We start from the raw sequence: 26,875 nt of genomic DNA on the forward strand, positions 1-26,875 counted from the left end.
CTCCTCCAAGAGGGGAGATCGCGCGTTACCGCCTCGCATTGCTCGGCTCGCCATAAACCGGTGTCGCAATCCCCTCCATGCGCGCCTTGAGCTGCAGCGCCACATATTTCGAGTAGAAGCGCGACAGCGCCAGATTGCCGCCGTGGAACCACAGCGCTTCCTGCGCCGTCGGTTTCCACATGTTGCGCAGCTCGCCCTGCCACGGACCGGGATCGCCCTTCACGCCGGAGCCAAGGCCCCAGCACGGGCCGACCTTGTCGGCGACCCCGCGCGAGACGATTGCCGCAACCGTCTCGTTCATCGACTGGTAGCCGGTGCAGCAGACGATCGCGTCGACGGTAAGCTCGCTGCCGTCCTCGAACAGGATGCCGTTCGGCGTCAGCGACTTGATGCCGACGCCGCTTTTCACCTTGATCTCGCCGTTGAGGATCAGCTCGCAGGCGCCGACGTCGATGTAATAGCCCGAGCCGGTGCGATAGGCCTTCATCAACAATCCTGTTTCGTCCTCGCCGAAATCGATGGCGAAGCCGCTGGCGCTGAGACGCTTGTAGAAATCCGCGTCGCGCGCCCGGATCACATCGTAGAGCGCCCGCTGGCCCTTTGGTACCAGGGCGAACGGCGTCGAGGCCACGATCATGTCGGCCTTGTCGGTGGTGATGCCGCGCGCCAGCGCATTCTCCGAGAAGATTTCGAAGCCGACATCCATCAGCGTGTCGGATTTCACCACGGTCGTCGGCGAACGCTGGATCATGGTGACCTTGGCGCCCGCTTCCCAGAGGTCGACGCTGACATCGTGGCCCGAACTTGCCGCGCCGATCACCGCGACACGCTTGCCGCGGAACTTCTCGCCCGTGGAATACTGGCTGGAATGCAGGAGCTCGCCCTTGAAGCTCTCGGCGCCCGGCAATTCGATCTGCCGCGGCGGCCCGTAGGCGCCGGTGGCGAAGACGATGTGCTTCGGCTTCAGCGTAATGCGCTGGCCGACGCGGTCGACCACCACGGTCCAGACCTTTTCGGCCTCGTCATAGGCGGCGCTGATGCATTTGGTGGCGACCCAATAATTCAGCTCCATGACGCGGGTATACATTTCCAGCCAGTCGCCCATCTTGTCCTTGGGCGTGAAGACCGGCCAGTTTTCCGGGAACGGAATATAAGGCAGATGGTCGTACCAGACCGGATCGTGGAGCACGAGCGAGCGGTAGCGGTTGCGCCAGGAATCGCCGGCGCGCGCGTTCTTCTCGATGACGAGGGTTGGCACGCCGAGCTGCCGCAACCGGGCGCCGAGCATGATGCCTCCTTGCCCGCCGCCGATCACCAGGCAATAGGGCTGCTCATGCGCGCCGAGATCGCGCGCCTCCCGCGCCCGCGCTTCCGCCCAGGTCTCTCGCTTGGGGTCGGCCTTGTGGCGGATGCCGAGCGGCCGAGCCGGGCCTTTTTTCTCCTCAAACCCCTTCAGCTCGCTCATCGCCGTGAACAGCGTACGACAGCGGCCGTCCTTGAGCCGCAGGATGCCCTCGCCGCGCGCGACCGCCGTCTCGAAGGTGAACCAGGCTTCGATGACGCCGTCGTCCACGCTCGCCTCGCCCGACAGGTGCCAATGCGACGGCTGAACCGCGTGGAGCGTGGCCTTCAGCATGTCGCGGATCGCGGCCTGACCCTCCATGGTCTTGATGTTCCAAGTGAAGGTCAAAAGATCGCGCCAATAGCAATCCTCGACGAAGAGGTTCGTCGCCGCCCCGATATCGCCGGCCTCGAGCGCCCGGCCGAATGAACCGAGCCAGGTTGCCGCCTGTTGCGATGGTGCGATGTCGAGCATTTTTGTCCTTCCTCCGAATATAATCGAACGGCTGGTCGCAATTAGCGGCCTTGCCAGTGGTCGAGATTCAGGTCAGGCCGAGTCGAAAATGGTGGGTTCCGAGAACCGGAGCGGAGCGTACTTAAAGTACGTGAGCACCGGAAGCGCAGGAAACCGCCATTTGCAGGCCGGCCTCACCTGAATATCGATCGCCTCAATCTCCCAGCGGCTCCATCTCCTTGCCTGTCCGATGAATCTGGGCGTTGTACTTGATGCGGCGCACGGTCTCGCGCGCCGGGCCATCGATCCTGTAAGCGGTCGCCACCGCCAGCAGGTCGATGGCAGCGAGGAAAGCGTAGCGCGAAGCGGTCGGCTTCAGCGTATCGGGATATTCCGGAACAGCCATCGTCAACCGCACGTCGCAGACGCGTGTCAGTTCGGTGTCGGGTGCCGTCACGCAGATCGCGTTGGCGCGGTAGTGCTTGGCGAGCTCCACCGCTTCGATCACCTCGCGCGTGCGCCCCGTCGCCGAGATCGCGATGACCAGGTCGCCGGGCTTCAGCGTCGACGCGGTCATGCGCATCAGATACGGATCGCATTGCGCGCTGATGGTGATGCCGTAGCGGAACAGCCGGTATTGTGTCTCCTGCGCCAGCGCCGACGAGCTGCCGCCGAGGCCGAACACCGTTACCTGACGCGCCTTGGCGATCAGCTCCGCCGCCTTTTGCAACTGCCCGGGATCGATCTGCCGCTCCGCCTCCTGAAGCGCGCGTCGTGCCTCGCCGAAGACGGCATTCCAGAACGGCATGCCGCTGTCGCTGTTCGCAGGTTGCGGCTTGGTGGCGAGATAAAGCGCGCCCACGACGAGGCTCTGCGCCAGCTTCAGCTTGAAATCGCGCACGCCTTCGCAGCCGATGGCACGGCAGAAACGGGTCACCGTCGGCTCGCTGACCCCGGCGCGCTGGGCAAGTGCGGCATTGGAAGCATCGACCGCATATTTGACGTCGTCGAGCACCACATCGGCGACGCGGCGCTCGGCCGGCCGCAGTTCCGCATAGCTGTCCTTCACCTGCGAGATGATATCGGGAATGCGCCTGGCATGGTCGTGCCGGTCGCCATCCTCGTCCGTCGTTCGCAACGCCTGGCTGTCAGCTTCGGTCATTGGCCAGTCCTCCCCAGCCCGCTTCGGGACCTGTCATCTTTCGCGATTATCCGCCTGCTGGCCATAGGCAATCAACCGAAACGAGTATGTAGGAAAGTAACACACACCGCAAGGGATCACAAATGAATTGAAAATCAGATGCTTAGGTAAGAGGTGATTGAAGCTGATTGCCTCCGTCATTTGTCGCCGCTTGACAGTAAAGTAGGATAGTTACAGACTGATTTTGCGGACAGATGGGGCCTCCGGCAACCCATCGCGCAGTCTCCGAGGGGGAGCATGAGTACGGCAAGCGCAAGAACGCCGAAGCTCGGCGTGCAGGCAGCGACGAAGGTCTATCAGACGGGCTCCGGTGATCTTCTGGCGCTGGATCGCTGCAGCCTCGATGTGCAATCCAACGAGATCGTTTCGATCGTCGGGCCCTCGGGCTGCGGCAAGACCACGCTGTTGTGGTCGATGTCGGGCCTGCATCGCCTGACCGCGGGCGCGATCCTGCTCGACGGCAAGGAGATCACTGGACCGCGCCCCGAGATCGGCATCGTCTTCCAGGAAGCGAACCTCCTGCCCTGGCGCAATCTCGACGCCAACATCAACTTCCCGTTCGAGATCAAGGGCGAGAAGCCCGACCGCGCCTGGATCGCGCATCTGCTCAACCGCGTCGGGCTCGACGGTTTCGGCGGCAAGTTCCCGCGCGAGCTTTCCGGCGGCATGCAGCAGCGCGCCGCGATCGTGCGCGCCCTGGCGCTGAAGCCTTCGGTGCTTTTGATGGACGAACCCTTCGGCGCGCTCGACAGCTTCACCCGCGAGGAGATGAACCGCCTTGTCGAGGAGATCTGGCTCGACACCAAGACCACCATCGTCTTCATCACCCACTCGATCGAGGAGGCGATCTTCCTCTCCGACCGCGTCGTGGTGCTGACGACGCGGCCCGGCCGCGTCGCCAAGGTCTACGACGTGCCGTTCCCGCGCCCGCGTTCGCTGGAAATCATGGCGACGAAAGAAGTCTTCGACCTCACCAACAAGATCAAGATGGACATCGTCGGCGAGCGGAGGCCGAAGGCCCAGGAACAGCCGGAGCACAAGAGCGCTGAAATCGTGAGGATCAGGCCGTGAGCGGGGGCGACGCCATTCCGGAATTCTCCAAGGCGAAGTCGGGCGACGGCCAGGATGTCAGCCTGACCAACCTGTCCGCCTTCGCCAGCGGGCCCGGTATCAAGTCCGGCGCCGAGGTGGCGGCTATCCTCGCCGTCGCCGTGGTGATCATCGGCGGCATCGAGCTGGCGCTGCGCGTCTTCCACGTGCCGCAATACATCATGCCGCCGCCGAGCTCGATCGTTTACGCTCTCTTCGACGAGTTCCCGCTGATCGCGCCGCATCTCGGCTACACGCTGGTCGAGCTTGTCTCGGGCTTCGCCATCGGCGCCGTTGTCGGCCTGGTGATGGCGGCGGTGATCACCCAGTTTCCCTTCGCCGAGAAGATCGTCGCGCCCTATATCCTGATCCTCGTCACCACACCGATGCTGGCGCTGGTGCCGCTGCTCATCCTGCGCTTCGGCTTCGGCTACACGCCGCGCATCATCGCCGTCGCGCTGGCAGCCGGCCCGATGGTGATGATCAACGCCGCCACCGGTTTCCGCCGCGTCGACAGTGCCAAGATCGCCTTGGCCCGCTCCTATGGCGCCAGCACCTTGCAGATCTTCTGGAAGATCAGAGCGCCCATGGCGCTGCCGATGATCCTGGTCGGGCTGATGATCGGCGCGATCTTCGGCCTGCTCACCGCCGTCGGCGCCGAGATGGTCGGCGGCGGCTTCGGCCTCGGCAACCGGCTGACCTCCTATTCGTCGATGATCCAGATGCCGCAATTCTTCGCGGTGGTGCTGATCCTGTCGACGCTCGGCATCCTGATCTACGTGCTGTTCTTCCTGATCGGCAAGAAATGGGCGAGCTGGGAGACGTGAGCGCGAGGATGGAGTCGCCCGGGAGGCGGGCGAAAGGCAAGCGATCGATAAAAGGGCAATCAACAAAAGGGGAATGCCATGACCAACGACAATCCGATCAATTCCAGTGCTCCGGCCGGCATCAGCCGCCGCTATTTCCTGCAGGTGACGGCCGCAGGTGTCGTGACCGCCTCAGCGCTCGGCGCGTCCGGCCTGAAGGCCAGAGCCGCGGCCTATGAGAAATTCACCTGGATCTCGCCGCGCGGCACGCTCGAAGTGCTGGACGACTATCCTTACTGGTCGGCGAAGAAAGCCGGCTATTTCGGCGACCTCAACACCGACATGCAACCTGGTCCGTCGGACGGCACCGCGACGGTGAAGTTCGTCGATGTCGGCCAGGCCGACATGGGCTTCCCCTCGCCCGGCGTCTTCTCCTTCGCCATCCAGAACGGCATGAAGCTGAAGTCCGTCTTCCACATGGGCGCCCGCGACACTTTCAGCATCGCCTTCCGCAAGGGCCAGGGCACCAAGAACCTCAAGGACCTCGAGGGCAAGACCATCCTGCTCGGCTCCGCCGCCTGGCAGGCGATCGTCGATCCGCTGCTGGCGGCCCAGGGCGTGGACATCAAGAAGGTGAAATATGTCGAGGCCGGCTGGCCGACCTGGGGCACGGCGCTTGCCGGCGGCCAGGGCGATGCGGCGCTGTCATGGGAAGGCTTGCGCGCCGAATGGATCGCCAAGGGCCTCGACTTCGAATATTGGCTGGGCGTGCAGAATTCCAAGCTGCCCGCCAACACCTTCGTCGTGCGCGCCGCCGACCTCGAGGATGCCGACAAGAAGGCCTTCCTGGAGAAATACCTGCGCGGCTGGGCGATGGGCCTCGAATTCGGCTACCAGAACCCGCGCGCCGCGGTCGAAGCGGTGTTCGAGCAGTTCCCGACTTTGGCCAAGAACCTCGGCCCCGAGCTCGGCACCACTTCGATCCTGCAGCAGATCAACGTCTTCCGCGGCGACATGGACAAGCGCGGCGGCTGGGGCTCGCACGACATGGCGAGTTGGCAAGGCTTCTTCGACGAGATCCTCAAGATCGGCCAGATCACCGCACCGGTGAAGGCCGAGGACGTCTGCACCAACGACCTGATCCCGGCCGCCAACGACTTCGACAAGGCCAAGGTCAAGGCTGATGCCGACGGCGCAAAACTGTCGGAAGGCTTCGCCGCGCTCGACGTCGAGAAGATCAAGGCGCACCTGTTCGACTCCGCCGTTAAGTAGTCAGACGCCATGACCACCGGGCGGCGCGAGACGCCGCCCGCATCCGTTCAAAGAGCATTGGGGAGGCTTCGATGGCCGACAAAGTGAAAATTCTGGTGGTTGGTCTGGGCAATATGGGCGCTTCGCATGCCAGCGCCTATCACCGCTCCGAAGGCTTCGAGATCGTCGGCATCATGAGCCGCACGATCAAGAGCAACAAGAAGATCCCGAACGAGCTCGCCGGCTATCCGCTCTACGAGGATTTCGACCTGGCGCTGAAGGAGACGAAGCCCGATGCGGTCTCCATCAACAGCTGGCCGAACACCCATGCCGAATACGCGCTGAAGGCGATCGCCGCCAACTGCCATGTGTTCATGGAAAAGCCCTTGGCCACCAACATCGCGGATGCCGAGAAGGTGGTGGCCGCGGCGCGCGCCAAGAACCGCAAGCTGGTGCTGGGCTACATCCTGCGCGTCCACCCGTCCTGGATCAAATTCATCGAGGTTGGCAAGACGCTCGGCAAGCCGCTGGTGATGCGACTCAACCTCAACCAGCAGAGCAGCGGCACCGCCTGGCACTGGCACAAGAACCTGATCGACTCGCTGATCCCGATCGTCGACTGCGGCGTGCACTATGTCGACGTCATGTGCCAGCTGACCGGCGCCAAGCCGGTGCGCGTGCACGGCATCGGCGCCAAGCTCTGGGCCGAGGCCGACAAGCAGAATTACGGCCATTTGCACGTCACCTTCGATGACGGCTCGGTCGGCTGGTATGAGGCAGGCTGGGGTCCGATGATGAGCGAGACAGCCTATTTCGTGAAGGACGTGGTCGGCCCGAAGGGCGCCGTCTCGATCGTCGCCGGTCAGGGGGCAAGCAGCGCCAAGGACGCCGAGGAGGTGTCCGATTCTGCCGATATCGACCGCCACACCAAGACCGACGCGCTGAAGATCCATTATGCGCAGGTGGACGGCGACAAGAATTTTGCCAGGCCCGACGAGATCGTCAGCATGGAGGACGAGCCCGGGCATCAGGAACTCTGCGACCGCGAGCAGGCCTTCTTCCTGCGCGCCATTCGCGAGGACCTCGATTTGACCGAGCAGATGGATGCCGCGGTCAACAGCCTGCGCATTGTGCTGGCGGCCGAGCAGAGCATCGCCGAGAAGCGGACCGTCGAGTTGGCCTGAGGTTTCTCGGTCAACGGTAGCGCCAGCCCCCTCATCCGGCCGCTTCGCGGCCACCTTCTCCCCGGCGGGGAGAAGAGGGAAGCGCCGGCGCTGACAATCTCCTCTCCGCACCGGGGAGAGGTCAGCCGAGCGAAGCGAGGCTGGGTGAGGGTGAGTCCGCAAGCCATCCTTTGCCTTCAGCAAGAACCTAACGGGAGGAACACCATGGCAGCGATCTCGAAGAGCTTGCTCGAAACCTACACCAACTCGGACGCGCTGGCGCTCGCCGACCTGGTGAAGCGCGGCGAGGTTTCGCCGGCCGAGCTGGTCGAAGCGGCGATCACCATGATCGATCGCCTGAACCCCTCGCTCAACGCGGTCATCCATCGTCTCTACGACATGGCCCGCGCCCAGGCGCCGACGGTCGACAAAACCGCGCCCTTCGCCGGCGTGCCCTATCTGCTCAAGGAGCTCGCCTCGTCCTGGAAAGGCGCGCCCAACACCAACTCCTGCTTCTACCTGAAGGACTTCGTCGCCGATTCCGACAGCGAGGTGGTGCGCCGCATAAAGGCGGCCGGACTGGTGCTCGTCGGTAAATCCAACGCGCCCGAGAACGGCTGGTCGATCACCACGGAGCCGAAACTTTACGGCACGACGAAGAACCCGTGGAAGGAAGGCATCACGCCGGGCGGGTCGAGCGGCGGCGCCGCCGCCGCGATTGCCTCGCGTATGGTGCCGATCGCCGAAGCCAGCGACGGCGCCGGCTCGATCCGCGTGCCGGCTTCCTGCTGCGGCATCGTCGGGCTGAAACCGTCGCGCGGTCGCGTCAGCCTCGCCCCCTTCGGTGACTATTGGTATGGCGGCGCCTACTTCCTCTGCTGCTCGCGCACGGTACGCGACACCGCCGCCTATCTCGACGCGGTCGCCGGCGCCCTGCCCGGCGACCCCTACACGCCACCGGTTCCCAGCGACAGTTGGCTGAACCTTTCCGCGCGTGCCCCGAAGAAATTGCGCATCGGCTTCACCGTCACGCCGCCCAACGGCACGACGGTGGACCCTGAGGTCGAAGCGACCGTGCTCTCCGCGGTCGCCTTGCTCGAACGCCTCGGCCACGACGTCGAGCGGCACGACATGCCGCTCGATGCCGACGCCGTATGGAAGACCTACACCGACATGACCTGCGTGCAGACGGCCGCGACCTTCGATTTCCTCGAAACGCTCGTCGGCCGGCCCGTTACGCCGAACGATGTCGAACCGTTGACCTGGGCGATCATCCAGCGCGGGCGCGCGACCAGCGGCATCAAGCATATTTCCGATGTCGAGCAATTGAGGCTGATAGGCCGCGACATCGTCGGCGACCTCAGTTCGTACGACATCTTCATCACCCCGACGCTGACGCAATTGCCTCGCCCGCTCGGCTATTACGACATGTCGGAAACCGATCTCGACCGCTACAACGCCAAATGGGGCGACGCGGTCTTCAACTTCCCCTTCAACATCTCCGGCCTGCCGGCGATCTCGCTGCCACTCGGGCAATCGGCCGGCGGCGTGCCGGTCGGCGTGCAGCTCGTCGGCCGCTACGGCGACGAGGCGACGGTGCTGGCGCTATCATCGCAGCTGGAAGGCGAGATGCCGTGGAAGGACCGGCGGCCGGAATTTGGATTATCCTTCCCCACCTGACAATGGCAGTGGACGACTTAATGCTTGGAGCCGGTAACGGTTCAGGGTTTCGACCATCTCTTCGGTCGACAACGGCCACCCACTGGGCAGCAAGCGTTTCACTCCGAACCTTCTGCCGCCCGGCTTGGATGGCAATGCGCCTCTGACAGGCGAGCGAAAATTATAGCCAATCGCTTTGGCGCCCCTGGGCAATCTGTAGACGAAGAAGCCGTCAATGTCTGTCCAAAGAACTTGCCTTGGAGAAAGGATCAACCCGCCACTTAAAATAAACCCGTCGCTGCTCAGCAGCAGGGATTGGGGGCGAATTACCAGCCAGCTAAAGAGGGGCAGACCTAGCCCAAAGAGCACCGAACCAACCCATGCCAAGAGGCGGTGAAACTCGTTATCCGGTGTAATCGTTAATCCTGCCCAGACGAAAGCTGCACACGCAAGAAGATATAAAGCCGCCTTGCCCCGTGAGCCTCTTATGGTTTTGGATTCCAGCGGCTCGCTCGACTTCTCGCCTTCCAGCACAGACATGTCGGTTACCTAATCATCAGAAGTTCACGGCTTTAAGCACGATATGGGTTTACGCCATCCAATCAGGCAGTCAGTGACGCGACCGCGTAGCCGGCCAAAACCCCTATAAAATTCCTATATCTTTCCCATCCGCCCCGTCTCGAACCTTTATGGCGATCGGGTCCATATTTTCCTTCGAAAAACGCTTTGATCGCCGTCGCCGCCAAGGTGACGTGCATCCGCGCGCAGTTCTGAGCCCGCCATCGCGAGCCGGCAAACACAAAGTGGAAACAAGGAAGACCTGCCATGGACCTCATAGTTCTCGGGATCGGGATTTTGTTCTTCGCCCTGTCCTTAGCCTACGTCAAAGCCTGCGACGTCATCTGAGCGGAAAGGCCGGATAATGCTTCTCGATTACATTCTCGGCGGCGCGGTGACCTTGTTCCTGCTCGCCTATCTCACCTACGCGCTCATCCGCCCAGAACGCTTCTGATCGGCGCACGGAAGGTCACATCATGACACTCAATGGCTGGATACAGATCCTTATCTTTTGCGGGATCTTGGCTTTGCTCGTGAAGCCGCTCGGCTTCTACATGTACCGCGTCTTCGGCGGCGACCGAACCTTTCTGTCGCCGTTGCTCGTTCCGATCGAGCGCGGCCTCTACGGCCTCGCCGGAACCAGCGAGAAGGAAGAACAGCACTGGGCCGTCTATGCGACCGGCATGCTGCTCTTCAACCTGGCCGGCCTCCTGGTGCTTTATGCCCTGCAGCGATTTCAGGGCGTGCTGCCCTACAATCCCGCCGGGATGAGCGCGGTAGACCCTCAGCTCGCCTTCAACACCGCCGCCAGCTTCGTCACCAACACCAATTGGCAGAACTACGGCGGCGAAAGCACGATGTCGTATCTCGTGCAGATGGCCGGCCTCACCGTGCAGAATTTCGTCTCGGCCGCCACCGGCATTGCCATCGCGATCGCCCTGATCCGCGGTTTCGCGCGCGCCTCGGGCAAATCGATCGGCAATTTCTGGGTCGATCTGACCCGCTGCACGCTCTACATCCTCCTGCCGATGTGCATCGTGCTGACGCTCGCCTATGTGTGGCTCGGCATCCCGCAGACGCTTGGGCCCTATGTCGACGCCACCACGCTGGAAGGCGCCAAGCAGACGATCGCGCTTGGACCGGTCGCCTCGCAGGTCGCCATCAAGATGCTCGGCACCAACGGCGGCGGTTTCTTCAACGCCAACGCCGCGCATCCATTCGAGAATCCGGACGCGATCTCGAACCTGATCCAGATGTTGTCGATCTTCGCGCTCGGCGCCGGCCTCACCAACGTCTTCGGCCGCATGGTCGGCAGCGAGCGCAAGGGCTGGGCTATCCTGGCCTCGATGGGCGTGCTGTTCCTCGTCGGCGTCACCATCTGCTACTGGGCCGAGGCCGCGGGCAACCCGCTGGTCCATGCGCTCGGCACCGACGGCGGCAACATGGAAGGCAAGGAGACGCGCTTCGGCATCGCCGCGTCGGCGCTGTTCGCCGTCATCACCACGGCTGCTTCCTGCGGCGCCGTCAACGCCATGCATGATAGCTTCACCGCGCTTGGCGGCATGATCCCGCTGATCAACATGCAGCTCGGCGAAGTCATCGTCGGCGGCGTCGGCGCCGGCTTCTACGGCATCCTGATGTTCGTCGTCGTCGCCGTCTTCGTCGCCGGCCTGATGGTCGGCCGCACCCCGGAATATCTCGGCAAGAAGATCGAGGCCAAGGAGGTCAAGATGGCGATGCTCGCCATCCTCTGCCTGCCGCTGGCGATGTTGATCTTCACGGCCATCGCCGTGGTCCTGCCGAGCGCCGTCGCTTCGATGGCCAATGGCGGCCCGCACGGCTTCACAGAGGTGCTCTATGCCTATACCTCGGCGGCCGCGAACAACGGCTCGGCCTTCGGCGGCCTCACCGGCAACACGCCCTGGTACAACATCACGCTGGGCGTCGGCATGCTGATGGGCCGCTTCCTGGTCATCATCCCGGCTTTGGCCATCGCCGGTTCGCTTGCCGCCAAGAAGACGGTACCCGCCTCCGCCGGCACCTTCCCGACCGACGGCATGCTGTTCGTCGGTCTGCTGGTCGGCGTCATCATCATCGTCGGCGGCCTCACCTTCTTCCCGTCGCTCGCCGTCGGTCCGATCGTCGAGCACCTGGCGATGATCCATGGACAGACCTTCTGAGATGACCATGCCCCGCTTCAACGACATACGTCGCAACGACCGTCACCAGGCCGGTGACGGAGCGCCCGACGACGGCAGGGACGAGAAGCCTCGTCCTTTCCCGACGCTTTCAACCTTTCTCGGCATGGCGGCCGCGCTGCTCGTGCTGTGGCTGCTGGCCGTCGGCCTTCCGCACCTGTTTCCGAAGACCGAACACCCGGCGCCGTCCAACATAACCGATACTGGAGCCCAAAAATGAGCCAGTCCAAATCCACTGTTATTATGGATGCGCGCATTCTGGTGCCCGCCATCGGCGGCGCCTTCCGCAAGCTTGATCCGCGCACGCTGGTCCGTAATCCGGTGATGTTCGTTGTGGCGGTCGTCTCGCTGCTCACCACCGTTCTTTTCATCCGCGACCTGGTCGCCGGCAGCGGCGACCTCGGCTTCACCTTGCAGATCATCATCTGGCTGTGGTTCACCGTGCTGTTCGCCAATTTCGCCGAGGCCGTTGCCGAAGGCCGCGGCAAGGCGGAGGCCGACTCGCTGCGAAAGGCGCGCACAGAGACCCAGGCCAAGCTGCTCGCCAACGGCGATCGCACCAAATTCAGGCTGGTGCCGGGCACCAGCCTGAAGGTCGGCGATGTCGTGCTGGTCGAGGCCGGCGACATCATCCCCTCCGACGGCGAGGTGATCGAGGGCGTGGCCTCGGTCAACGAAGCGGCGATCACCGGTGAATCCGCCCCCGTCATCCGCGAATCCGGCGGCGATCGTTCGGCCGTCACCGGCGGCACCCAGGTGCTGTCCGACTGGATCCGCGTGCGCATTTCCGCCGCGTCCGGCCAGACCTTCCTCGACCGCATGATCTCGCTGGTCGAGGGCGCGGAGCGCCAGAAGACGCCGAACGAGATTGCACTCAACATCCTCTTGGTCGGCATGACGCTGGTCTTCGTGCTGGCGACCGCGACCATCCCGAGCTTCGCCTCCTATTCGGGCGGCTATATCCCGGTGACGATCCTCGTCGCGCTGTTCGTCACGCTGATCCCGACCACGATCGGCGCGCTGCTGTCGGCCATCGGCATCGCCGGCATGGACCGCCTGGTGCGCTTCAACGTGCTTGCCGTGTCCGGCCGCGCCGTCGAGGCCGCCGGCGACGTCGACACGCTGCTCCTCGACAAGACCGGCACCATCACGCTCGGCAACCGCCAGGCGACCGAGTTCCGTCCGGTCAAGGGCGTCACCGAGCAGGAGCTGGCCGACGCGGCCCAGCTCGCCTCGCTCGCTGACGAGACGCCGGAAGGCCGCTCGATCGTCGTGCTGGCCAAGGAGAAATACGGCATCCGCGCCCGCGACATGGCGACCTTGCACGCGACCTTCGTGCCCTTCACCGCGCAGACCCGCATGAGCGGCGTCGACATCGACGGCTCGTCGGTGCGCAAGGGCGCGGTCGATGCGGTGCTCAATCACGTCAACCAGGCGATCGTCGCCGCCCATGGCACGCGCCCGACAAGCGACACCATCCGCGATCTTCAGGCCGTTGCGGACGAGATCGCCAAGGCCGGCGGCACGCCGCTGGCGGTCGAGCGCGACGGACGCCTGCTCGGCGTCGTTCACCTCAAGGACATCGTCAAGGGCGGCATAGCCGAGCGGTTCGCCGAGCTGCGCAAGATGGGCATCCGCACGGTGATGATCACCGGCGACAATCCGCTGACGGCGGCGGCCATTGCCGCCGAAGCCGGCGTCGACGACTTCCTTGCCCAGGCCACGCCCGAGAACAAGCTGTCGCTGATCCGCGAGGAGCAGGCCAAGGGCAAGCTGGTCGCCATGTGCGGCGACGGCACCAACGACGCGCCGGCGCTCGCCCAGGCCGATGTCGGCGTCGCTATGAACACCGGCACGGTCGCCGCGCGCGAAGCCGGCAACATGGTCGACCTAGACAGCGATCCGACCAAGCTGATCGAGATCGTCGAGATCGGCAAGGCGCTGTTGATGACGCGCGGCTCGCTGACCACCTTTTCGATCGCCAACGACGTGGCCAAGTACTTCGCCATCATCCCGGCGATGTTCGCGGTCTTTTACGTCGCGCCCGGCCAGTCCACGGGACCGCTGCAGGCGCTCAACATCATGCATCTGGCGACGCCGCAGAGCGCCATCCTGTCGGCCATCATCTTCAACGCGCTGATCATCATCGCGCTGATCCCGCTATCGCTGAAAGGCGTGAAATATCGTGCCATCGGCGCGGGCTCGCTGCTCACCCGCAACCTTCTCATCTACGGCCTCGGCGGCATCGTCGTGCCCTTCGTCGGCATCAAGGCGATCGACCTGATCGTCACGGCTCTCGGCCTCGCTTAAGGATTATCCCGATGTTCAAGCAACTCAGACCCGCTTTTGTCATGATCGTCTTCTTCACGGTGCTGACCGGCCTGATCTATCCGATCGGCATGACCGGCATCGCTCAGGCGCTGTTCCCGAAACAAGCCAATGGCAGCCTGATCACAAGGGATGGCAAGGTGATCGGCTCCAGCCTGATCGGCCAGGCTTTCGCCGGCGACCGCTATTTCCACGGCCGGCCTTCGGCTGCCGGCGACGGCTACAATGCGACGTCCTCCAGCGGCTCGAATCTCGGCCCGACCAATCCCAAGCTCATCGAGCGCATCAAGGGCGATGCCGAGAAGCTGAAGGCCGAAAACCTGAACGCACCGGTGCCGATGAACCTCGTAACCGCCTCCGGCAGCGGCCTCGATCCCGACATCAGCCCCGACGCCGCCTATTTCCAGGTGCCGCGCGTCGCCAAGGCCCGCGGCATGGACGAGGCCAAGGTGAAGGCGCTCGTCGACAGCCATGTCGAGGATCGCGAGCTTGGCGTTCTTGGCGAACCGACGGTCAATGTGCTGGCGCTGAACCTGGCGCTGGATGACCTGAAGTAATCTGCTCAGCGCCGGGGATCGACACGCTCCCCGGCGCAATTCATGATTGGACTGATGCCGGACGACAGGACCGACCCCGAGAATCGCCCTTCTCCCGACGCGCTGCTGGAGCATGCCGAGCGCGAAGGCCGTGGCCGCCTGCGCATATTCCTGGGTGCCGCGCCCGGCGTTGGCAAGACCTACGAGATGCTGACCGCCGGCCGCGCCCGCCTCGCCGACGGCATCGATGTCGTGATCGGCGTCGTCGAGACGCACGGCCGCAAGGAAACCCAGGCCCTGGTCGACGGCTACGAGGTGATCCCGCGCCGCCTGGTCGACTATCGCGGCCAGACCTTGGACGAGATGGACATCGACGCCATCCTGAAGCGGCGCCCCGCGCTCGTCCTGGTCGACGAGCTTGCCCACACCAACGCCCCCGGCAGCCGGCATCCGAAACGCTATCTCGACGTCCAGGAAATCCTTGCGCAAGGCATCGACGTCTACACCACGCTCAACATCCAGCATGTCGAGAGCCTGAACGATGTCGTCGCCCAGATCACCCGCGTCAGGGTGCGCGAGACGGTTCCCGATTCCGTCATCGACGAGGCCGACGACATCGAGGTCATCGACCTCACCCCCAATGACCTGATCAAACGGCTTGAGGACGGCAAGGTCTATTTTCCCAACACCGCGCAGCGCGCCATCGAGAACTATTTCTCGCCGGGCAATCTGACGGCGCTGCGCGAGCTGGCGCTGCGCCGAACCGCCCAGCGCGTCGACGAGCAGTTGCTCAACCACATGCAGTCGCACGCCATTCCCGGTCCCTGGGCGGCGGGCGAGCGGGTGCTCGTCTGCGTCGACTCGCAGCCCGGCGGGGCGGCCCGTATCCGCTATGCGCGCCGGCTCGCCGACCGGCTGCGCGCGCCCTGGACGGCGCTGCATGTCGATACGCCACGGCTCGCCGGCCTCTCGGAGGAAGGCAAGGATCGCCTGGCCAGGAACCTGCGCCTCGCCGAACAGCTCGGCGCCGAGATCGCCACCATTCCCGGCCAGAACGTCGCCCAGGACATCGTGCGCCACGCAACGGCGAACAACTTCACCCATATCGTCATCGGTCGGCCGACGCGGTCGCGCTGGCGTGAGTTGATCGAGGGTTCGCTCACCTATGACCTGATCCGCAACGCAGGCGACATCAGCGTCCATGTCATTTCTGGCGCCGAGCGCGATGGCGAAACGCCATCGGCGCGGGTCAAGGCGGCGCCCGAGCAGAAGCCGTTCCAGGTCTGGCCCTATCTGTTCTCGACGATCTATGTCGCCGGCGCGGTGGCCGTCAGCTCGATCCTCGACCAGTTCCTCGACGTCCGCAATCTCGCCAGCGTCCTGCTTCTGGCGGTGCTGACCGCAGCCGTGACCTTCGGGCTCTGGCCGGCCCTCTATGCCTGTTTCCTCTCCGCGCTCGCCTTCAACTTCTTCTTCCTCGAGCCGCGCTACACGCTGACGATCAGGGATCCCGAAAGCATCGTCGCCTTTATGGTCTTCCTCGCCGTCGCGGTGATCGCCAGCAACCTCACCGCTCGTGTCCAGCGCCAGGCGGTCGCCGCGCGCTCGCGAGCCCGCGCCACCGAAGACATCTATTCCTTCTCCAAGAAGCTCGCCGGCGCCGGCACGCTCGACGACGTGCTGTGGGCCACCGCCTTCCAGATCGCCTCTATGCTGAAGGTCCGCGTGGTTCTGCTGCTGCCGGAGAACGGCACCATCACCGTCAAGGCCGGTTATCCGCCGGACGACAGCCTGGCCGAGGCCGATATCGCCGCCGCGCGCTGGGCCTGGGAGCACGATCGGCCCGCGGGGCGTGGCGCCGACACGCTGCCGGGAGCAAAGCGTCTCTACCTTCCCCTGCGCACCGGACGGACCGCTGTCGGCGTCGTTGGCCTCGACGACGACAAGCAGGGGCCGTTGCTCACACCCGAGCAGCAGCGCCTGCTCGACGCCTTGGCCGACCAGGCCGCGGTCGCCATCGAGCGCATCCAGCTTGTCGCCGACGTCGACCGCGCCAGGCTGGCGGCGGAGGCCGATCGGCTGCGCTCGGCGCTGCTCACCTCCATCTCGCACGATCTGAAGACGCCGCTTGCCGCGATCATGGGCGCGGCCGGCACGCTGAAGGAATTCGCGCCGGCGCTGCCGGAAAAGGATCGCGCCGAGCTTCTGTCGACGGTCGTCAACGAGTCCGAGCGGCTGAACCGCTTCATCGCTAACCTGCTCGACATGACCAGGATCGAGTCGGGCGCGATGGAACCGAACTACGCGCTCCATTATGTCGGCGATGTCGTCGGCTCGGCGTTGAACCGGGCGCGGAAGATCACCGCCGAGCACAGGATAGAGACCGACATCCCGGCCGACCTGCCGATGCTGCGGCTCGATCCGGTTCTGTTCGAGCAGGCCCTGTTCAACCTCCTCGACAATGCCGCCAAATACGCCTTGCCGGGCTCGGCCATCCGTCTGCAGGCCTGGGTCGACCGCGGCGCCGTCATCCTGCAGGTGATGGACGAGGGGCCGGGCATCCCGCCGGACGACCTGGAGCGGATATTCGATACCTTCTACCGTGTGCGCAAACGCGACCAGGTGCGCGCCGGCACCGGTCTCGGCCTGTCGATCAGCCGCGGCTTCATCGAGGCGATGGGCGGCACGATCGCGGCGGCCAACCGCGCCGACCGGCCAGGCGCGATCTTCACCATCCGCATGCCGGTGCCGGCCGAGTTGCCGGCGCTCGGCGCACCCCTTACGGACGATGCGGCATGACAAATCAGACCGTCTCCATTCTGGTCGTCGACGACGAGCCGCCGATCCGCAAATTGCTGCGCGTCGGCTTGGGCAGCCAGGGCTATTCGGTCTCCGAGGCGCCGAACGCCAAGGCGGCGATCGAACTCATGCAGGCCGAGCGGCCCGACCTGATCCTGCTCGATCTCGGCCTGCCCGGCATGACCGGAACCGAACTGCTCGGCAAATGGCGAGGCGACGGCCTCGATATTCCGGTCGTCATCCTCTCCAGCCGCACCGACGAGGCCGGTATCGTCGCGGCGCTCGAGCTCGGCGCCGACGATTATGTGACAAAACCCTTCGGCATGAACGAGCTCGTCGCGCGCATCCGCGTGGCGCTCCGCCACAAGTTCCAGCAGCAGGGCGAGAAGCCGGTGTTCCACACCGGCGACCTTTCCGTCGACCTGGTGAAGCGCATCGTCAAGGTCGAGGGCAAGGACGTGAAGCTGTCGCCCAAGGAATACGACATACTGCGCATCCTCGTGCAATATGCCGGCAAGGTGCTGACCCATCAGTTCCTGATGAAGCAGATCTGGAACGATTCGACCGACGTGCAATATCTGAGGGTCTATGTCCGCCAGCTGCGGCAGAAGATCGAAAAGACCCCGGACCAGCCGCGCTACATCATCACCGAGACGGGCGTGGGGTATCGCCTGCGCGAGGCGGACATGAACGAATAAGGCGACCGGCTTTCACCGATCGCCTCGAGTGAAACCTCACCGTGCGCTCAGTTCGCCGACAGATCTGCCGTCCGCGCCAGCGCGCTTCCAAAACCGTTGAGCGAGATGGTGAAGGAGATCGGCTGCAGGGTGTCGGCCGCTATGGCGTTGATCTTCAGCGTGGTGCCGTTCTGCAGAAGCGGTGTGGTGTCGGCGTCGAACGTCACGGGCACCAGGCAACCCACCGCCTGGCAGGTGTTGAACTGCAGCGTGCCGTCCAGCTTCTTGTCGTCGATCTCGAGCGCTATGCCGTTGGCCAAGGCAAGCCCGAAGGGCAGCGCCAGCGTGCCCGTGGAATCCTGGCCGGTCTTGGTCGTCAATTCGATCGCCAGCAGCCGCTGGCCGCTCTGCTTGTTGAACTGCTGATGCGACAGGCTGCAGACCTTGTTGGTGCCGGTGACCTGGCAGTTGACCGTCCAGTCGCCATGCGTTTCTGACAGCGCGGAGGCGCCGCCCGGCAGCTGCGGCTTGGCCGCCGCATCGGCGGACTGGGCCGCGGGCGCGGCCACCTTGTCGCCCTTGTTCTGCGCGGCAAACCCGGCCGCCGGCACACCGGCAATCCAGGCGGCCGCCAGCATCGCCGCGATAGACGCGTACTTCGTCCTCATGACATCCCTTCTTGGCCGCCGTCCCGCGTCAGCTAGAAGCTGACCTTGAGAGACGCGCTGACCGCGTTCTGCTTGACCGTTTCCCCGAAGGCGCCGTTGTACCTGACCGCCAGGCCAACGCCGTTGACGCCATTGAGCTCCAGCCCGGCGCCGACCCGATAGAGCGGCGAATCGATGGCTTCCGTCAAGTGCAATGCCGGGTTGCCGGGCAGATTCTCGGCGGCGGCGAAACGCCCCTCGATCTCCCATTGCTTGGTGGAGAATTCAACGCCGGCCTTCCCGTAGATTCGGAAACTGGCGATGTCGCTGACCGGGATGTCGGCCCCGACCTCCAGCGCCGGCGTCACGGCATAGAACATATTGCCGCTGCCGTCGAAGCTGAAGGCGGCGACCGATCCCTCCTCCTTGCCGGAGACCTCGAGCCAGCGCGCGTCGAACTGGATCGTCGGCTGCAGATAGAAGGCGCCCGTCTGGTGCGTCATGCCGATCCGGGCCGAGCCGCCGAACTGGGAGGTATCCTGCTTGTAGGTGACGCTGTTGCCGATCCCGTCGAGCAGTTCCTCTGGCAGATAGACGCCGTCCAGCGTCTCGCCGGGAATGAAGCCGACCTGGTCGATATGGGTGTCGCGCCCACCAGTGAACGAGCCGGTGCCGCCGCCGAGCGCGAGGTCGACGAAGTAGTTGTTGTTCTCGTACTTCGCCAGCGCATAGGCCTGCCAGGATTCGCCTTTCGTGTCCGACAGCTCGTCGCCGTCGAAGGCGATCTTGGAATCGTACTCGGTACGGCCGAGCGTGGCGCCGAGCGACCAATTGCGCCCGACTTCGGCGATGCCGCCCAACGACATGGTCTTCAACGTATCGTCCCGGTTGGTGGTGCCGGCGCCGGTATCCCTGCTGTATTCGGCCTGCGGGGTGATCGTGCCCCAGATGCAGCGGCCGTCGATATTCTTGTAGGCCGCGACGCCGGTGCATTCATGCGCCTGGTCGAGCATGGTGTCGGTGGAGCGGTTGATCATGTCGAAGGTGTGCACGGCATAGTGCGGGGTGAGCCGCGTCAGCGCCGCGCCCAGCTCCGCCTCGGTCTGCGAGAAGCGCAGCATGTTGATCAGCCGCGCCATCGGATTATCCGGGCTCGACGCGGCCTCGACGTCGTCGAGATACTGCGCCATCTGGAACACGCCGGGATCCGTCGTGCCGGAGCCCGGATCCTGCGCCAGCTCGAGGAAAGTCGGGTTGTCGGCGTAGAGCACCAGGTCGGTGCCGTTGTCGACACGGGTCAGGAAGTTGAAGCCGACCGCCGGATGCAACGTCTGCGCTGTGATGCCGGAATCCGTCATCGCAGATCCCGTCGCCAGCGTGTATTGCGTGAACAGCTTGTCGATCGACAGGAAGTTGAGCGGCGCCGTGCCGGCGAAGTCGCCCGTCTCGGTCAAGGTCAGCTTGTCGGTGATCTGGTTGTCGAGGTCGATGTCGGTGACGAAGGAGCCGGTATTGTCCTGGGCCCAGCCGCCGGTGACGTCGACCGTCGCCACCACGCCGATGCCCTGGTTGGTCATCAGGCCCTGGTTCTTGAACATCCCGCCGGCGCCGAGATTGATCGACTTCAGGCCGACGAACGAAGAATCGGCGAAATTGTCGAACTCGTTGATGCCGCCGCCGAGATCGACATTGCCGATCACCCGGCCGAGACCGATGGTGCTCTTCTGGTTCTTGAAGGTATCGTTGCCTGAGGTGCCGGTGACCGCGAGCGGGCTGAACTGGTCGAGCAGCGATTCCAAGATCGCATCGTCCGGCACGACCGGCCCGGGCGCTAGGAGCGAGGCACTGAAGGCTGCCAGTTTCGACTGCATGATCGAGAAGGTTGGCGTCGCGCCCATGGCGTAGAGCAGGCTGTTGTTGTTGACGGTGTTGTCCTTTCCGCCCACGAGCATGACGGCGACGCCGGTATTGGAACCCCCGATCGTATACTGCCCCTGCAGGTCCATGGTGATGTTGCCCTTGGTGCCCTGCGCCGTGCTTTCGCCATAGGCCGCCACCGAGTCGGCGCCCTGCGCGAACAAGCTGCCGCCGGCGGTCAGATGGACGAGATTGGCGTTGCCCTGGCCGGTCGCGCTCTGGCCGAACATCGCGTAGGAGCTCGCTCCCTTCACCCAGACCTGGCTGTCGGTGCTGGCCGTCGCCGCCGCCGCGTCGCCGATGCCGCCTTGCGAGCCGGCCGCCGACTGGTTCATGTCGAGCGAGGAATTGCCGCCCGCGCCACCGCCGCCGCCGACCGCCTGGGCGACGATGCCGTGCGCGCGGTCGCCATCGGTCTCGATCGCGCCCGACTGGATGATGGTGACCGTGCCGCCGGTGCCCTTGGTGCCGCCCGGCGTGTTGAAGCCGATGGCATTCGGCCCACCGCCGTCGTCATCGGCGCCGAAGCGGCCGAACCCGGCACCGCCGAAACCGCCGCCGCCGCCGACCGACTGCGCGATGATGGCGATGGAATCCTTGCCGTGCGTGATGATCTCGCCGGTGCGGGTCACCGTCACGTCGCCGCCATCGCCGCCATTGCCGCCTAGGCCGCCGATGGCCAGCGCGTTCGAGGCCTTGCCGCTGGCGTCGCCGCCATAACCTCCGCCGCCGCCGATCGACTGCGCCACCACGCCATGGGCACGCGCTCCGAACGTCTCGATCTTGCCGGAGACGTCGACCTCGACCTTGCCGCCATTACCGCCGCTGCCGCCGAAGCCGCCGATCTGCAGCACCACCGAGCTGTCGCCGGCCGTGTCGGCAGTCACGGTTCCGCCGTAACCGCCGCCGCCGCCGATCGACTGGGCGAAGATGCCGATCGCGCCGTCCTTGTTGGTGGTGATCACGCCGTCATTGTTGACGATGACATGGCCGCCATTAGCGCCGTCGCCGGCCGGCAGGGAAACCGCGCCGCCGATGCTCATGTCGGCCGTCGAGGCGCTGGCCGCCGCGCCCGAGGCGCCGCCGCCGCCGCCGACCGACTGCGCGAAGATGCCGTGCGAGAGATAGCCGTAGGTCGTGATCTCCCCATGGTTGTCGACGGTGACGTCGCCGCCGCGGCTGCCCGAGCCGCCGATGCCGCCGATCGACAGGTTGACCGCCACGTCCTCGGCCTTGCCGGTCTCGGTCGAGCCGCTGCCGGCCGCGCCGCCGCCGCCGCCGATCGACTGGGCGAAGATGCCGTAGGAATTGTCGCCGTTGGTGACGATCTGGCCGCTCGCATTGTTGATCACATGCACGAACTTGCCGATGCCGCCATCGCCGCCCAGGCCGCCGAGTGATGCGGCGATCGAGACCTTCGCGTCCGCCGATGTCGAGGCGGCCGCGCCGCCGACGCCGCCGCTGCCGCCGATCGACTGCGCCATGATGCCGTGCGAGTTGGCCATGTCGGTCTCGATGACGCCGCTGTTGGTGACATGCACCTCGCCGCCGTCGCCGCCGCCGGCGCCCAGCCCGCCCATCGAGAACTTGACATCGACCGTGCCGCCGTCACTGCCGGTGCTTTTTCCCGCGCCGCCCGAACCGCCGCCGCCGCCGATCGACTGCGCGAAGACGCCGATCGAGTTCTCCCGCTTGGTCCAGATGAAGCCGTTCGCATTGTTGGTGACTTCGACGAGGGCGCCGTTGCCGGCGCTGCCGCCGCCGCCGGCGATGGCGCCGCCGATGGCGTATTCGGCCGTGGCGCCGGCCGAAGCCGAGCCGCCGACGCCGCCGCCGCCGCCGATGGAGCTGGCGCTGATGCCGTAGGAGAAAGCGCCGTCGGTGATGATCCAGTTGTTGTTGGTGACGGAGACCTCGCCGCCATTGCCGGCCGTGCCGCCCGGAAGGGCGAGCGCCACGCCGATCGAAACCGTGGTCGAGCCTTCATCGCCGGCGCCGATATCGCCGCCTATAGTTTCGTCGGAAGCGGAAGCCGCACCCGCCGCGCCGCCGCCACCGCCGACCGACATCGCCATGATGCCGGTGGAGCCGAAGCCCGACGTTAGGATGATGCCGGTGTTGTTGACCGTGACCTTCATGGCGTCGGCGGCGCCGCCGCCCGAGCCGGCGAGACCCATGTTGACGCTGACGCTGGTCTGGCTGGTGCCGCCGATATTGTAGGACTTGGCCGTGCTGGAGCCGCCTATGCCGCCGCCGCCGCCGATCGACTGCGCCATGATGCCGGACGAAAAAGCGCCTGTCGTGGTCAAGTTGCCGGAATTGATGACGTCGACCGTGTTGCCGTAACCGCCCTTGCCGCCGCTGCCGCCCATGGCAAAGTTTGCGTTGACGGTGACGCCGTCGCCGCCGCCCAGGGAAGCCGAGCCGCCGGTGCTGGTGCCGCCATTGCCGCCGCCGCCGCCGATCGACTGCGCCACGATCGCGCTGGACGAATCGCCTTCCGTGGAGACGGTCATCGCATTGTTGACATGGACATCGCCAGCGTTGTTGCATTTGGTCGGGTCGTCGCCGATGCAGCCGCCGCCCTTGCCGCCGATGTTGACGGTCGCCGTCACCGTCACGCTGTTGCCGTAGCCGCCCGCGCCGCCGAACGTGTCGCCGCCATTGCCGCCGCCCCCGCCGATCGACTGCGCCAGGATGCCGACGGCCTGGAAGCCTTTGGTCACGATCTGGCCGCCGCTGATCAGGCCGGTCTCCACCGTGACCTTGTTGCCCTGGCCGCCATTGCCGCCGCTGCCGCCGATGGCGACGCCGACATTGATCGCGACCTCGTCGCTGACCGCGCCGGCGATCGACGTGGCGCGGCCGCCATTGCCGCCGCCGCCGCCGATCGACTGCGCCACGATGCCACCCGAGCCGTCCGCGTCGGTCAGCGATACGATCTTGCCGTTGGCCTTGACGAACACCTCGCCGCCCGAACCGCCGTCGCCGCCGCTGCCGCCGACGCTCACCGCCACGGCCGCGGACGCATAGAGTCCGGCGCTGAAAGCGCCGGCGACGGCCTTGCCGCCATTGCCGCCGCCGCCGCCGATGGCCTGCGCGATGATGCCCTTGGCGCCCATACCGCTGACGGTGATGTCGCCCGTATGGTCGACCGTCACCTTCATCGCGTCGCGGCCCGCACCGCCGTCGCCGCCGACCGCGACGCCGACACCGACGAAGGCGCCGATCGAGACCGCGGCCGCATTGCCGCCATTGCCGCCGCCGCCGCCGACCGATTGCGCCATGATGCCGTGCGCGAGGTCGCCCTTGGTGGTGATGTTGGCGGTGTTGGTGACTTCGACCTCGGCGCCGTTGCCGCCGCCGCCGCCCTTGCCGCCGACGCCGACCGCGGTGAACAGGCCGCCGGCGCCCGCCAGGCCGCCGTCGCCGCCGCCACCGCCGATGGCCTGGGCCAGGATGCCGACCGACAGGTCGTCATTGGTCTTGATCACGCCAGAATTGGTCACCGTGACCTTCATGGCGCTGCCGCCGTCCGCGGCCGCGCCGCCGACCGCGAGCGAAGGCCCGCCGACCGCGATCGAGAAGCCGCCCGAACCGCCGCCGCCGCCGATCGACTGCGCCTGGATGCCGTGCGACTGGATGCCGTCGGTGGTGATGTCGGCACCGTTGGTGACATCGACGGTGTTGCCGTTGCCACCGCCGGCGCCATTGCCCGCGATGCCGACATTGAGCGAGAGGCTGCCGGCGATGCTGCCGCCGCCCGTGCCGCCGCCGCCGCCGACCGACTGGGCGAGGATGCCGGTCGAATGGTCCTTCTCCGTGTGTATGGTGCCGTCATCGATGTCGACGGTGACGGTGTTCGACGCGCCCGCCGCGCCGCCCTTGCCGCCGACCCCAACCGAGGCGCCGGCCGCCAGGTTGAACGAGAAGCCGCCATTGCCGCCGCCACCGCCGATCGACTGCACGACGAGGCCGGCCGAATTCACTTCATGCGTGGTGATGGTCGTGCTTGCGGAGTGGTATTCGACGGCACCGGCGCCGCCGCCGCCCGCACCGTTTCCGCCGACACCCACGGTGATGCCGGCGCTGAGGCCGATGACGCCGCCGCCATTGCCGCCGCCGCCGCCGATCGACTGCACGATGATGCCGGCCGAGCGCTCGCCGAAGGTTTCGACCGAGCCGTCATAGGTCGTGTGGACGGCAACGCCGGCACCCGCCGCGCCCGCGCCGCCGCCGATGCCGACGGTGGCTATGGCCGCGAATGTCCCGGCAAAGCCGCCATTGCCGCCGCCGCCACCGATCGACTGCACGATCAGGCCGGCCGAATCCGCGCCATGCGTTGTGATGGCCTGCGTCCCGCCACCGGGCGAGCGGAAGAAGACCTCGCCGCCGTCGCCACCCTTGCTGCCCGAGCCGCCGACACCCACGGTGGCGCCGAAGCTGCCGGCAACCACAAAGCCGCCATTGCCACCGCCGCCACCCAGCGATTGCGCGATAATGCCAGCCGATCGCTCCTTGAAGGTCTCGACACTGCCGCCGGAGGTCACGTCGACCTTCTTGCCAGCGCCGCCTGCGGCGCCTTGGCCCCCAACGCCGACGGCGACCACGCCGGCGCCGCTCAGCGCGAAACCGCCATTGCCGCCGCCGCCGCCGACCGACTGCGCCAGGATGCCGGTGGAATCGCTGCCGTTCGTCGTCACCTTGGCGTTGGCGATGTTGTAGGTCACCACGTCGCCGTCGCCGCCGGCGGCGCCGCTGCCGCCGATGGCGACCGATGCGATCGTGCCGATGGCGAAACTGCCGCCGCCATTGCCGCCGCCGCCGCCGACCGACTGCGCGAGAATGCCGATTGCCGAATTGCCTGTCGTGCTGACGACTGCGCCCGCGCCAGCCTGGTTCACGTTGACGGCGCCGCCATTGCCGCCCGTGCCGCCGCCGCCGCCGATCGCCACCGCGATATTGGCGCCCGCCGAAAGCGCGAAACCGCCATTGCCGCCGCCGCCGCCGACCGACTGGGCAAGCACGCCATGCGCGCCGTCGCCGTTGTTGTCCGCGCCCGTGATGATCGTGCCGCCGACATTGGCGTTGACGGTGCCGCCTTTGCCGCCGCCGCCGCCCGTGCCGCCGATCGAAACGACGCCGGCCGCGCCGCCGCCATCGCCGCCGCCGCCGCCGATCGATTCCACGAGCATGCCGATGGCGCCGACGCCGTTGGTCTTGATCGTGCCCGTGTTGGTGCCGGTGGCGGTGCCGCCGTCATTGCCGGCAGCGCCCGACCCGCCGCCGCCGAACAATCCGAAAGCACCGCCGCCGTCGCCCCCGCCGCCACCCACCGACTGAACGACCATGCCGCTGGCATAGTCGCCCATCGTCGTGATGTTGCCCGAGTTCTTGCCGTCCGCCGTGCCGCCGATCGTCGGCACGCCGCCATTGCCGCCGCCGCCGGCGATCAGGCCGCCGCCACCGGCGCCGTCACCGCCGACGCCGCCGGCGGAACGTACGAGAATGCCTTTCGAGAACGCCCCTTGCGTGAGGATCGTGCCGGCGTTGTCAACGGAGGCGGAACCGCCGTAGCCGCCGGCTCCACCATCGCCGCCGTCGCCGCTGCCGATAGCCCCGCCAAAGCCGCCGTCGCCGCCATGGCCGCCGTCCGAGATGGCGCTTATACCATTGGAGAGGTCGCCGGTCGTCGTTATGTCGCTGCTGGCAGTGGTGGTGACGGTAGCGGTGCCGCCATTGCCGCCGCGCCCGCCGACACCCCCGTCCGACAGGCCGAGAGAGGCGGCAAATCCTCCGTCGCCGCCGTTGCCGCCGCTTGCATTGGCGATGATGCCACCGGCTGATCCGCCAGATGTCTGCAGCACGGCGGTGTTGGTGACGTCGACGACGCCGCCAGGCCCGCCATCTCCGCCGTCGCCGCCCTCGAGCTCGACGAAGGGCGGGATCGCGGTGGCATGGATAACGGTGCCGCCGTCGCCGCCGTCGCCGCCCTTGGCGCTGCCGACAAAGGCAGCCGTTCCCACGGTGGAGACGGGGGTATTGTTGGTGAACGTGGAATTTCCGCCCGGATCGCCGTTCTCGCCGTCCGAATCGCCGAAAGCGTTGGCGCCATCGTCGCCGGCCGCGCCGTCGTGGTTGATCACCACCTGCGCATGGGCGGAACCGCAATAGGCGGGGAACCCGGCCAATGCCGTCGCGCCGAGCAGAAAGCCAAGACGGCCTGCCACGATTGCGGTTCGGCTGATCCT

17 protein-coding genes are annotated in these 26,875 nt (G+C 65.9%); 12 read left to right on the plus strand and 5 right to left on the minus strand.

The genetic code is table 11. The annotated features are described in order from the left end of the window. Positions 1–25 precede the first annotated feature (25 nt). Positions 26–1,816, minus strand: a complete 1,791-nt coding sequence (locus tag MJ8_RS27455; RefSeq protein ID WP_201411740.1) for an NAD(P)/FAD-dependent oxidoreductase — start codon at positions 1,814–1,816, stop codon at positions 26–28. Positions 1,817–2,009: 193 nt separating this feature from the next. Then, a complete protein-coding gene (locus MJ8_RS27460) occupies positions 2,010–2,957 on the minus strand; it encodes a MurR/RpiR family transcriptional regulator (RefSeq protein ID WP_201411741.1) in 948 nt (315 codons plus the stop codon). Between the two features lie 276 nt (positions 2,958–3,233). On the opposite strand from MJ8_RS27460, the gene MJ8_RS27465 reads away from it, so the two are divergent. From MJ8_RS27465 to MJ8_RS27485, 5 genes are all read left to right on the plus strand, one after another. Then, on the plus strand, positions 3,234–4,067 hold the full coding sequence (locus tag MJ8_RS27465; protein ID WP_201411742.1) for an ABC transporter ATP-binding protein: 834 nt from the start codon (positions 3,234–3,236) through the stop codon (positions 4,065–4,067). Further along, positions 4,064–4,912 carry an ABC transporter permease gene (locus MJ8_RS27470; RefSeq protein WP_201411743.1) on the plus strand — a complete coding sequence of 283 codons (849 nt, stop codon included), beginning with the start codon at positions 4,064–4,066 and terminating at the stop codon, positions 4,910–4,912. The genes MJ8_RS27465 and MJ8_RS27470 overlap by 4 nt, the downstream gene beginning before the upstream one ends. Positions 4,913–4,990: 78 nt before the next feature. After that, the gene (locus MJ8_RS27475; protein ID WP_201411744.1) at positions 4,991–6,163 is read left to right on the plus strand and encodes an ABC transporter substrate-binding protein; all 1,173 of its coding nucleotides are present in this window, start codon (positions 4,991–4,993) and stop codon (positions 6,161–6,163) included. A gap of 71 nt (positions 6,164–6,234) precedes the next feature. Beyond that, complete coding sequence (locus MJ8_RS27480; protein WP_201411745.1) at positions 6,235–7,326, plus strand: Gfo/Idh/MocA family protein; 1,092 nt, start codon at positions 6,235–6,237, stop codon at positions 7,324–7,326. A 204-nt stretch (positions 7,327–7,530) separates the two neighbouring features. Next, positions 7,531–8,985, plus strand: a complete 1,455-nt coding sequence (locus MJ8_RS27485; RefSeq protein ID WP_201411746.1) for an amidase — start codon at positions 7,531–7,533, stop codon at positions 8,983–8,985. Here MJ8_RS27485 and MJ8_RS27490 read toward each other — a convergent pair. Continuing rightward, a complete protein-coding gene (locus tag MJ8_RS27490) occupies positions 8,968–9,504 on the minus strand; it encodes a hypothetical protein (RefSeq protein WP_201411747.1) in 537 nt (178 codons plus the stop codon). The genes MJ8_RS27485 and MJ8_RS27490 overlap by 18 nt on opposite strands. 382 nt (positions 9,505–9,886) lie before the next feature. Here MJ8_RS27490 and MJ8_RS27495 point away from each other — a divergent pair, with 382 nt between their 5' ends. From MJ8_RS27495 to MJ8_RS27525, 7 genes are read left to right on the plus strand one after another with little or no spacing between them, the layout of a single operon-like run. Then, complete coding sequence (locus tag MJ8_RS27495) at positions 9,887–9,976, plus strand: K(+)-transporting ATPase subunit F (RefSeq protein ID WP_040990279.1); 90 nt, start codon at positions 9,887–9,889, stop codon at positions 9,974–9,976. Between the two features lie 22 nt (positions 9,977–9,998). Beyond that, on the plus strand, positions 9,999–11,702 hold the full coding sequence (gene kdpA, locus MJ8_RS27500) for a potassium-transporting ATPase subunit KdpA (RefSeq protein WP_201411748.1): 1,704 nt from the start codon (positions 9,999–10,001) through the stop codon (positions 11,700–11,702). Positions 11,703–11,709: 7 nt separating this feature from the next. Continuing rightward, positions 11,710–11,940 (plus strand): hypothetical protein, encoded by a 231-nt coding sequence (locus MJ8_RS27505; RefSeq protein ID WP_201411749.1) that lies wholly within the window; start codon positions 11,710–11,712, stop codon positions 11,938–11,940. Further along, positions 11,937–14,030, plus strand: coding sequence for a potassium-transporting ATPase subunit KdpB (gene kdpB, locus MJ8_RS27510; RefSeq protein ID WP_201411750.1), 2,094 nt, complete (start codon positions 11,937–11,939; stop codon positions 14,028–14,030). The genes MJ8_RS27505 and kdpB overlap by 4 nt, the downstream gene beginning before the upstream one ends. Positions 14,031–14,041: 11 nt before the next feature. Next, on the plus strand, positions 14,042–14,605 hold the full coding sequence (kdpC, locus tag MJ8_RS27515) for a potassium-transporting ATPase subunit KdpC (protein WP_201411751.1): 564 nt from the start codon (positions 14,042–14,044) through the stop codon (positions 14,603–14,605). A gap of 54 nt (positions 14,606–14,659) precedes the next feature. Beyond that, on the plus strand, positions 14,660–17,383 hold the full coding sequence (locus MJ8_RS27520; RefSeq protein ID WP_201415605.1) for a sensor histidine kinase: 2,724 nt from the start codon (positions 14,660–14,662) through the stop codon (positions 17,381–17,383). Continuing rightward, positions 17,380–18,081 carry a response regulator transcription factor gene (locus tag MJ8_RS27525; protein WP_201411752.1) on the plus strand — a complete coding sequence of 234 codons (702 nt, stop codon included), beginning with the start codon at positions 17,380–17,382 and terminating at the stop codon, positions 18,079–18,081. Before MJ8_RS27520 ends, MJ8_RS27525 begins: the two co-directional genes overlap by 4 nt. Before the next feature lie 47 nt (positions 18,082–18,128). Here the strand turns inward: MJ8_RS27525 and MJ8_RS27530 are convergent, their stop codons facing one another. Then, entirely contained in the window at positions 18,129–18,728 is a 600-nt protein-coding gene (locus MJ8_RS27530) for an invasion associated locus B family protein (RefSeq protein ID WP_201411753.1), read from the minus strand. Positions 18,729–18,760: 32 nt separating this feature from the next. Continuing rightward, positions 18,761–26,854, minus strand: coding sequence for an autotransporter outer membrane beta-barrel domain-containing protein (locus MJ8_RS27535; RefSeq protein ID WP_225248348.1), 8,094 nt, complete (start codon positions 26,852–26,854; stop codon positions 18,761–18,763). Positions 26,855–26,875: the final 21 nt, after the last annotated feature.

The organism is Mesorhizobium sp. J8, from assembly GCF_016591715.1.
Lineage (GTDB): Bacteria > Pseudomonadota > Alphaproteobacteria > Rhizobiales > Rhizobiaceae > Mesorhizobium.

What these genes read in the sequence shown, in the direction of transcription:
- MJ8_RS27505 (WP_201411749.1), top strand. Translation starts at nt 11,710, where the DNA reads ATGCCCCGCTTCAACGACATACGTCGCAACGACCGTCACCAGGCCGGT.
- MJ8_RS27475 (WP_201411744.1), top strand. Translation starts at nt 4,991, where the DNA reads ATGACCAACGACAATCCGATCAATTCCAGTGCTCCGGCCGGCATCAGC.
- MJ8_RS27480 (WP_201411745.1), top strand. Translation starts at nt 6,235, where the DNA reads ATGGCCGACAAAGTGAAAATTCTGGTGGTTGGTCTGGGCAATATGGGC.
- MJ8_RS27485 (WP_201411746.1), top strand. Translation starts at nt 7,531, where the DNA reads ATGGCAGCGATCTCGAAGAGCTTGCTCGAAACCTACACCAACTCGGAC.
- MJ8_RS27495 (WP_040990279.1), top strand. Translation starts at nt 9,887, where the DNA reads ATGCTTCTCGATTACATTCTCGGCGGCGCGGTGACCTTGTTCCTGCTC.
- MJ8_RS27520 (WP_201415605.1), top strand. Translation starts at nt 14,660, where the DNA reads ATGCCGGACGACAGGACCGACCCCGAGAATCGCCCTTCTCCCGACGCG.
- MJ8_RS27530 (WP_201411753.1), bottom strand. Translation starts at nt 18,728, where the DNA reads ATGAGGACGAAGTACGCGTCTATCGCGGCGATGCTGGCGGCCGCCTGG.
- kdpB (WP_201411750.1), top strand. Translation starts at nt 11,937, where the DNA reads ATGAGCCAGTCCAAATCCACTGTTATTATGGATGCGCGCATTCTGGTG.
- MJ8_RS27490 (WP_201411747.1), bottom strand. Translation starts at nt 9,504, where the DNA reads ATGTCTGTGCTGGAAGGCGAGAAGTCGAGCGAGCCGCTGGAATCCAAA.
- MJ8_RS27455 (WP_201411740.1), bottom strand. Translation starts at nt 1,816, where the DNA reads ATGCTCGACATCGCACCATCGCAACAGGCGGCAACCTGGCTCGGTTCA.
- MJ8_RS27465 (WP_201411742.1), top strand. Translation starts at nt 3,234, where the DNA reads ATGAGTACGGCAAGCGCAAGAACGCCGAAGCTCGGCGTGCAGGCAGCG.
- MJ8_RS27460 (WP_201411741.1), bottom strand. Translation starts at nt 2,957, where the DNA reads ATGACCGAAGCTGACAGCCAGGCGTTGCGAACGACGGACGAGGATGGC.
- kdpC (WP_201411751.1), top strand. Translation starts at nt 14,042, where the DNA reads ATGTTCAAGCAACTCAGACCCGCTTTTGTCATGATCGTCTTCTTCACG.
- MJ8_RS27525 (WP_201411752.1), top strand. Translation starts at nt 17,380, where the DNA reads ATGACAAATCAGACCGTCTCCATTCTGGTCGTCGACGACGAGCCGCCG.
- kdpA (WP_201411748.1), top strand. Translation starts at nt 9,999, where the DNA reads ATGACACTCAATGGCTGGATACAGATCCTTATCTTTTGCGGGATCTTG.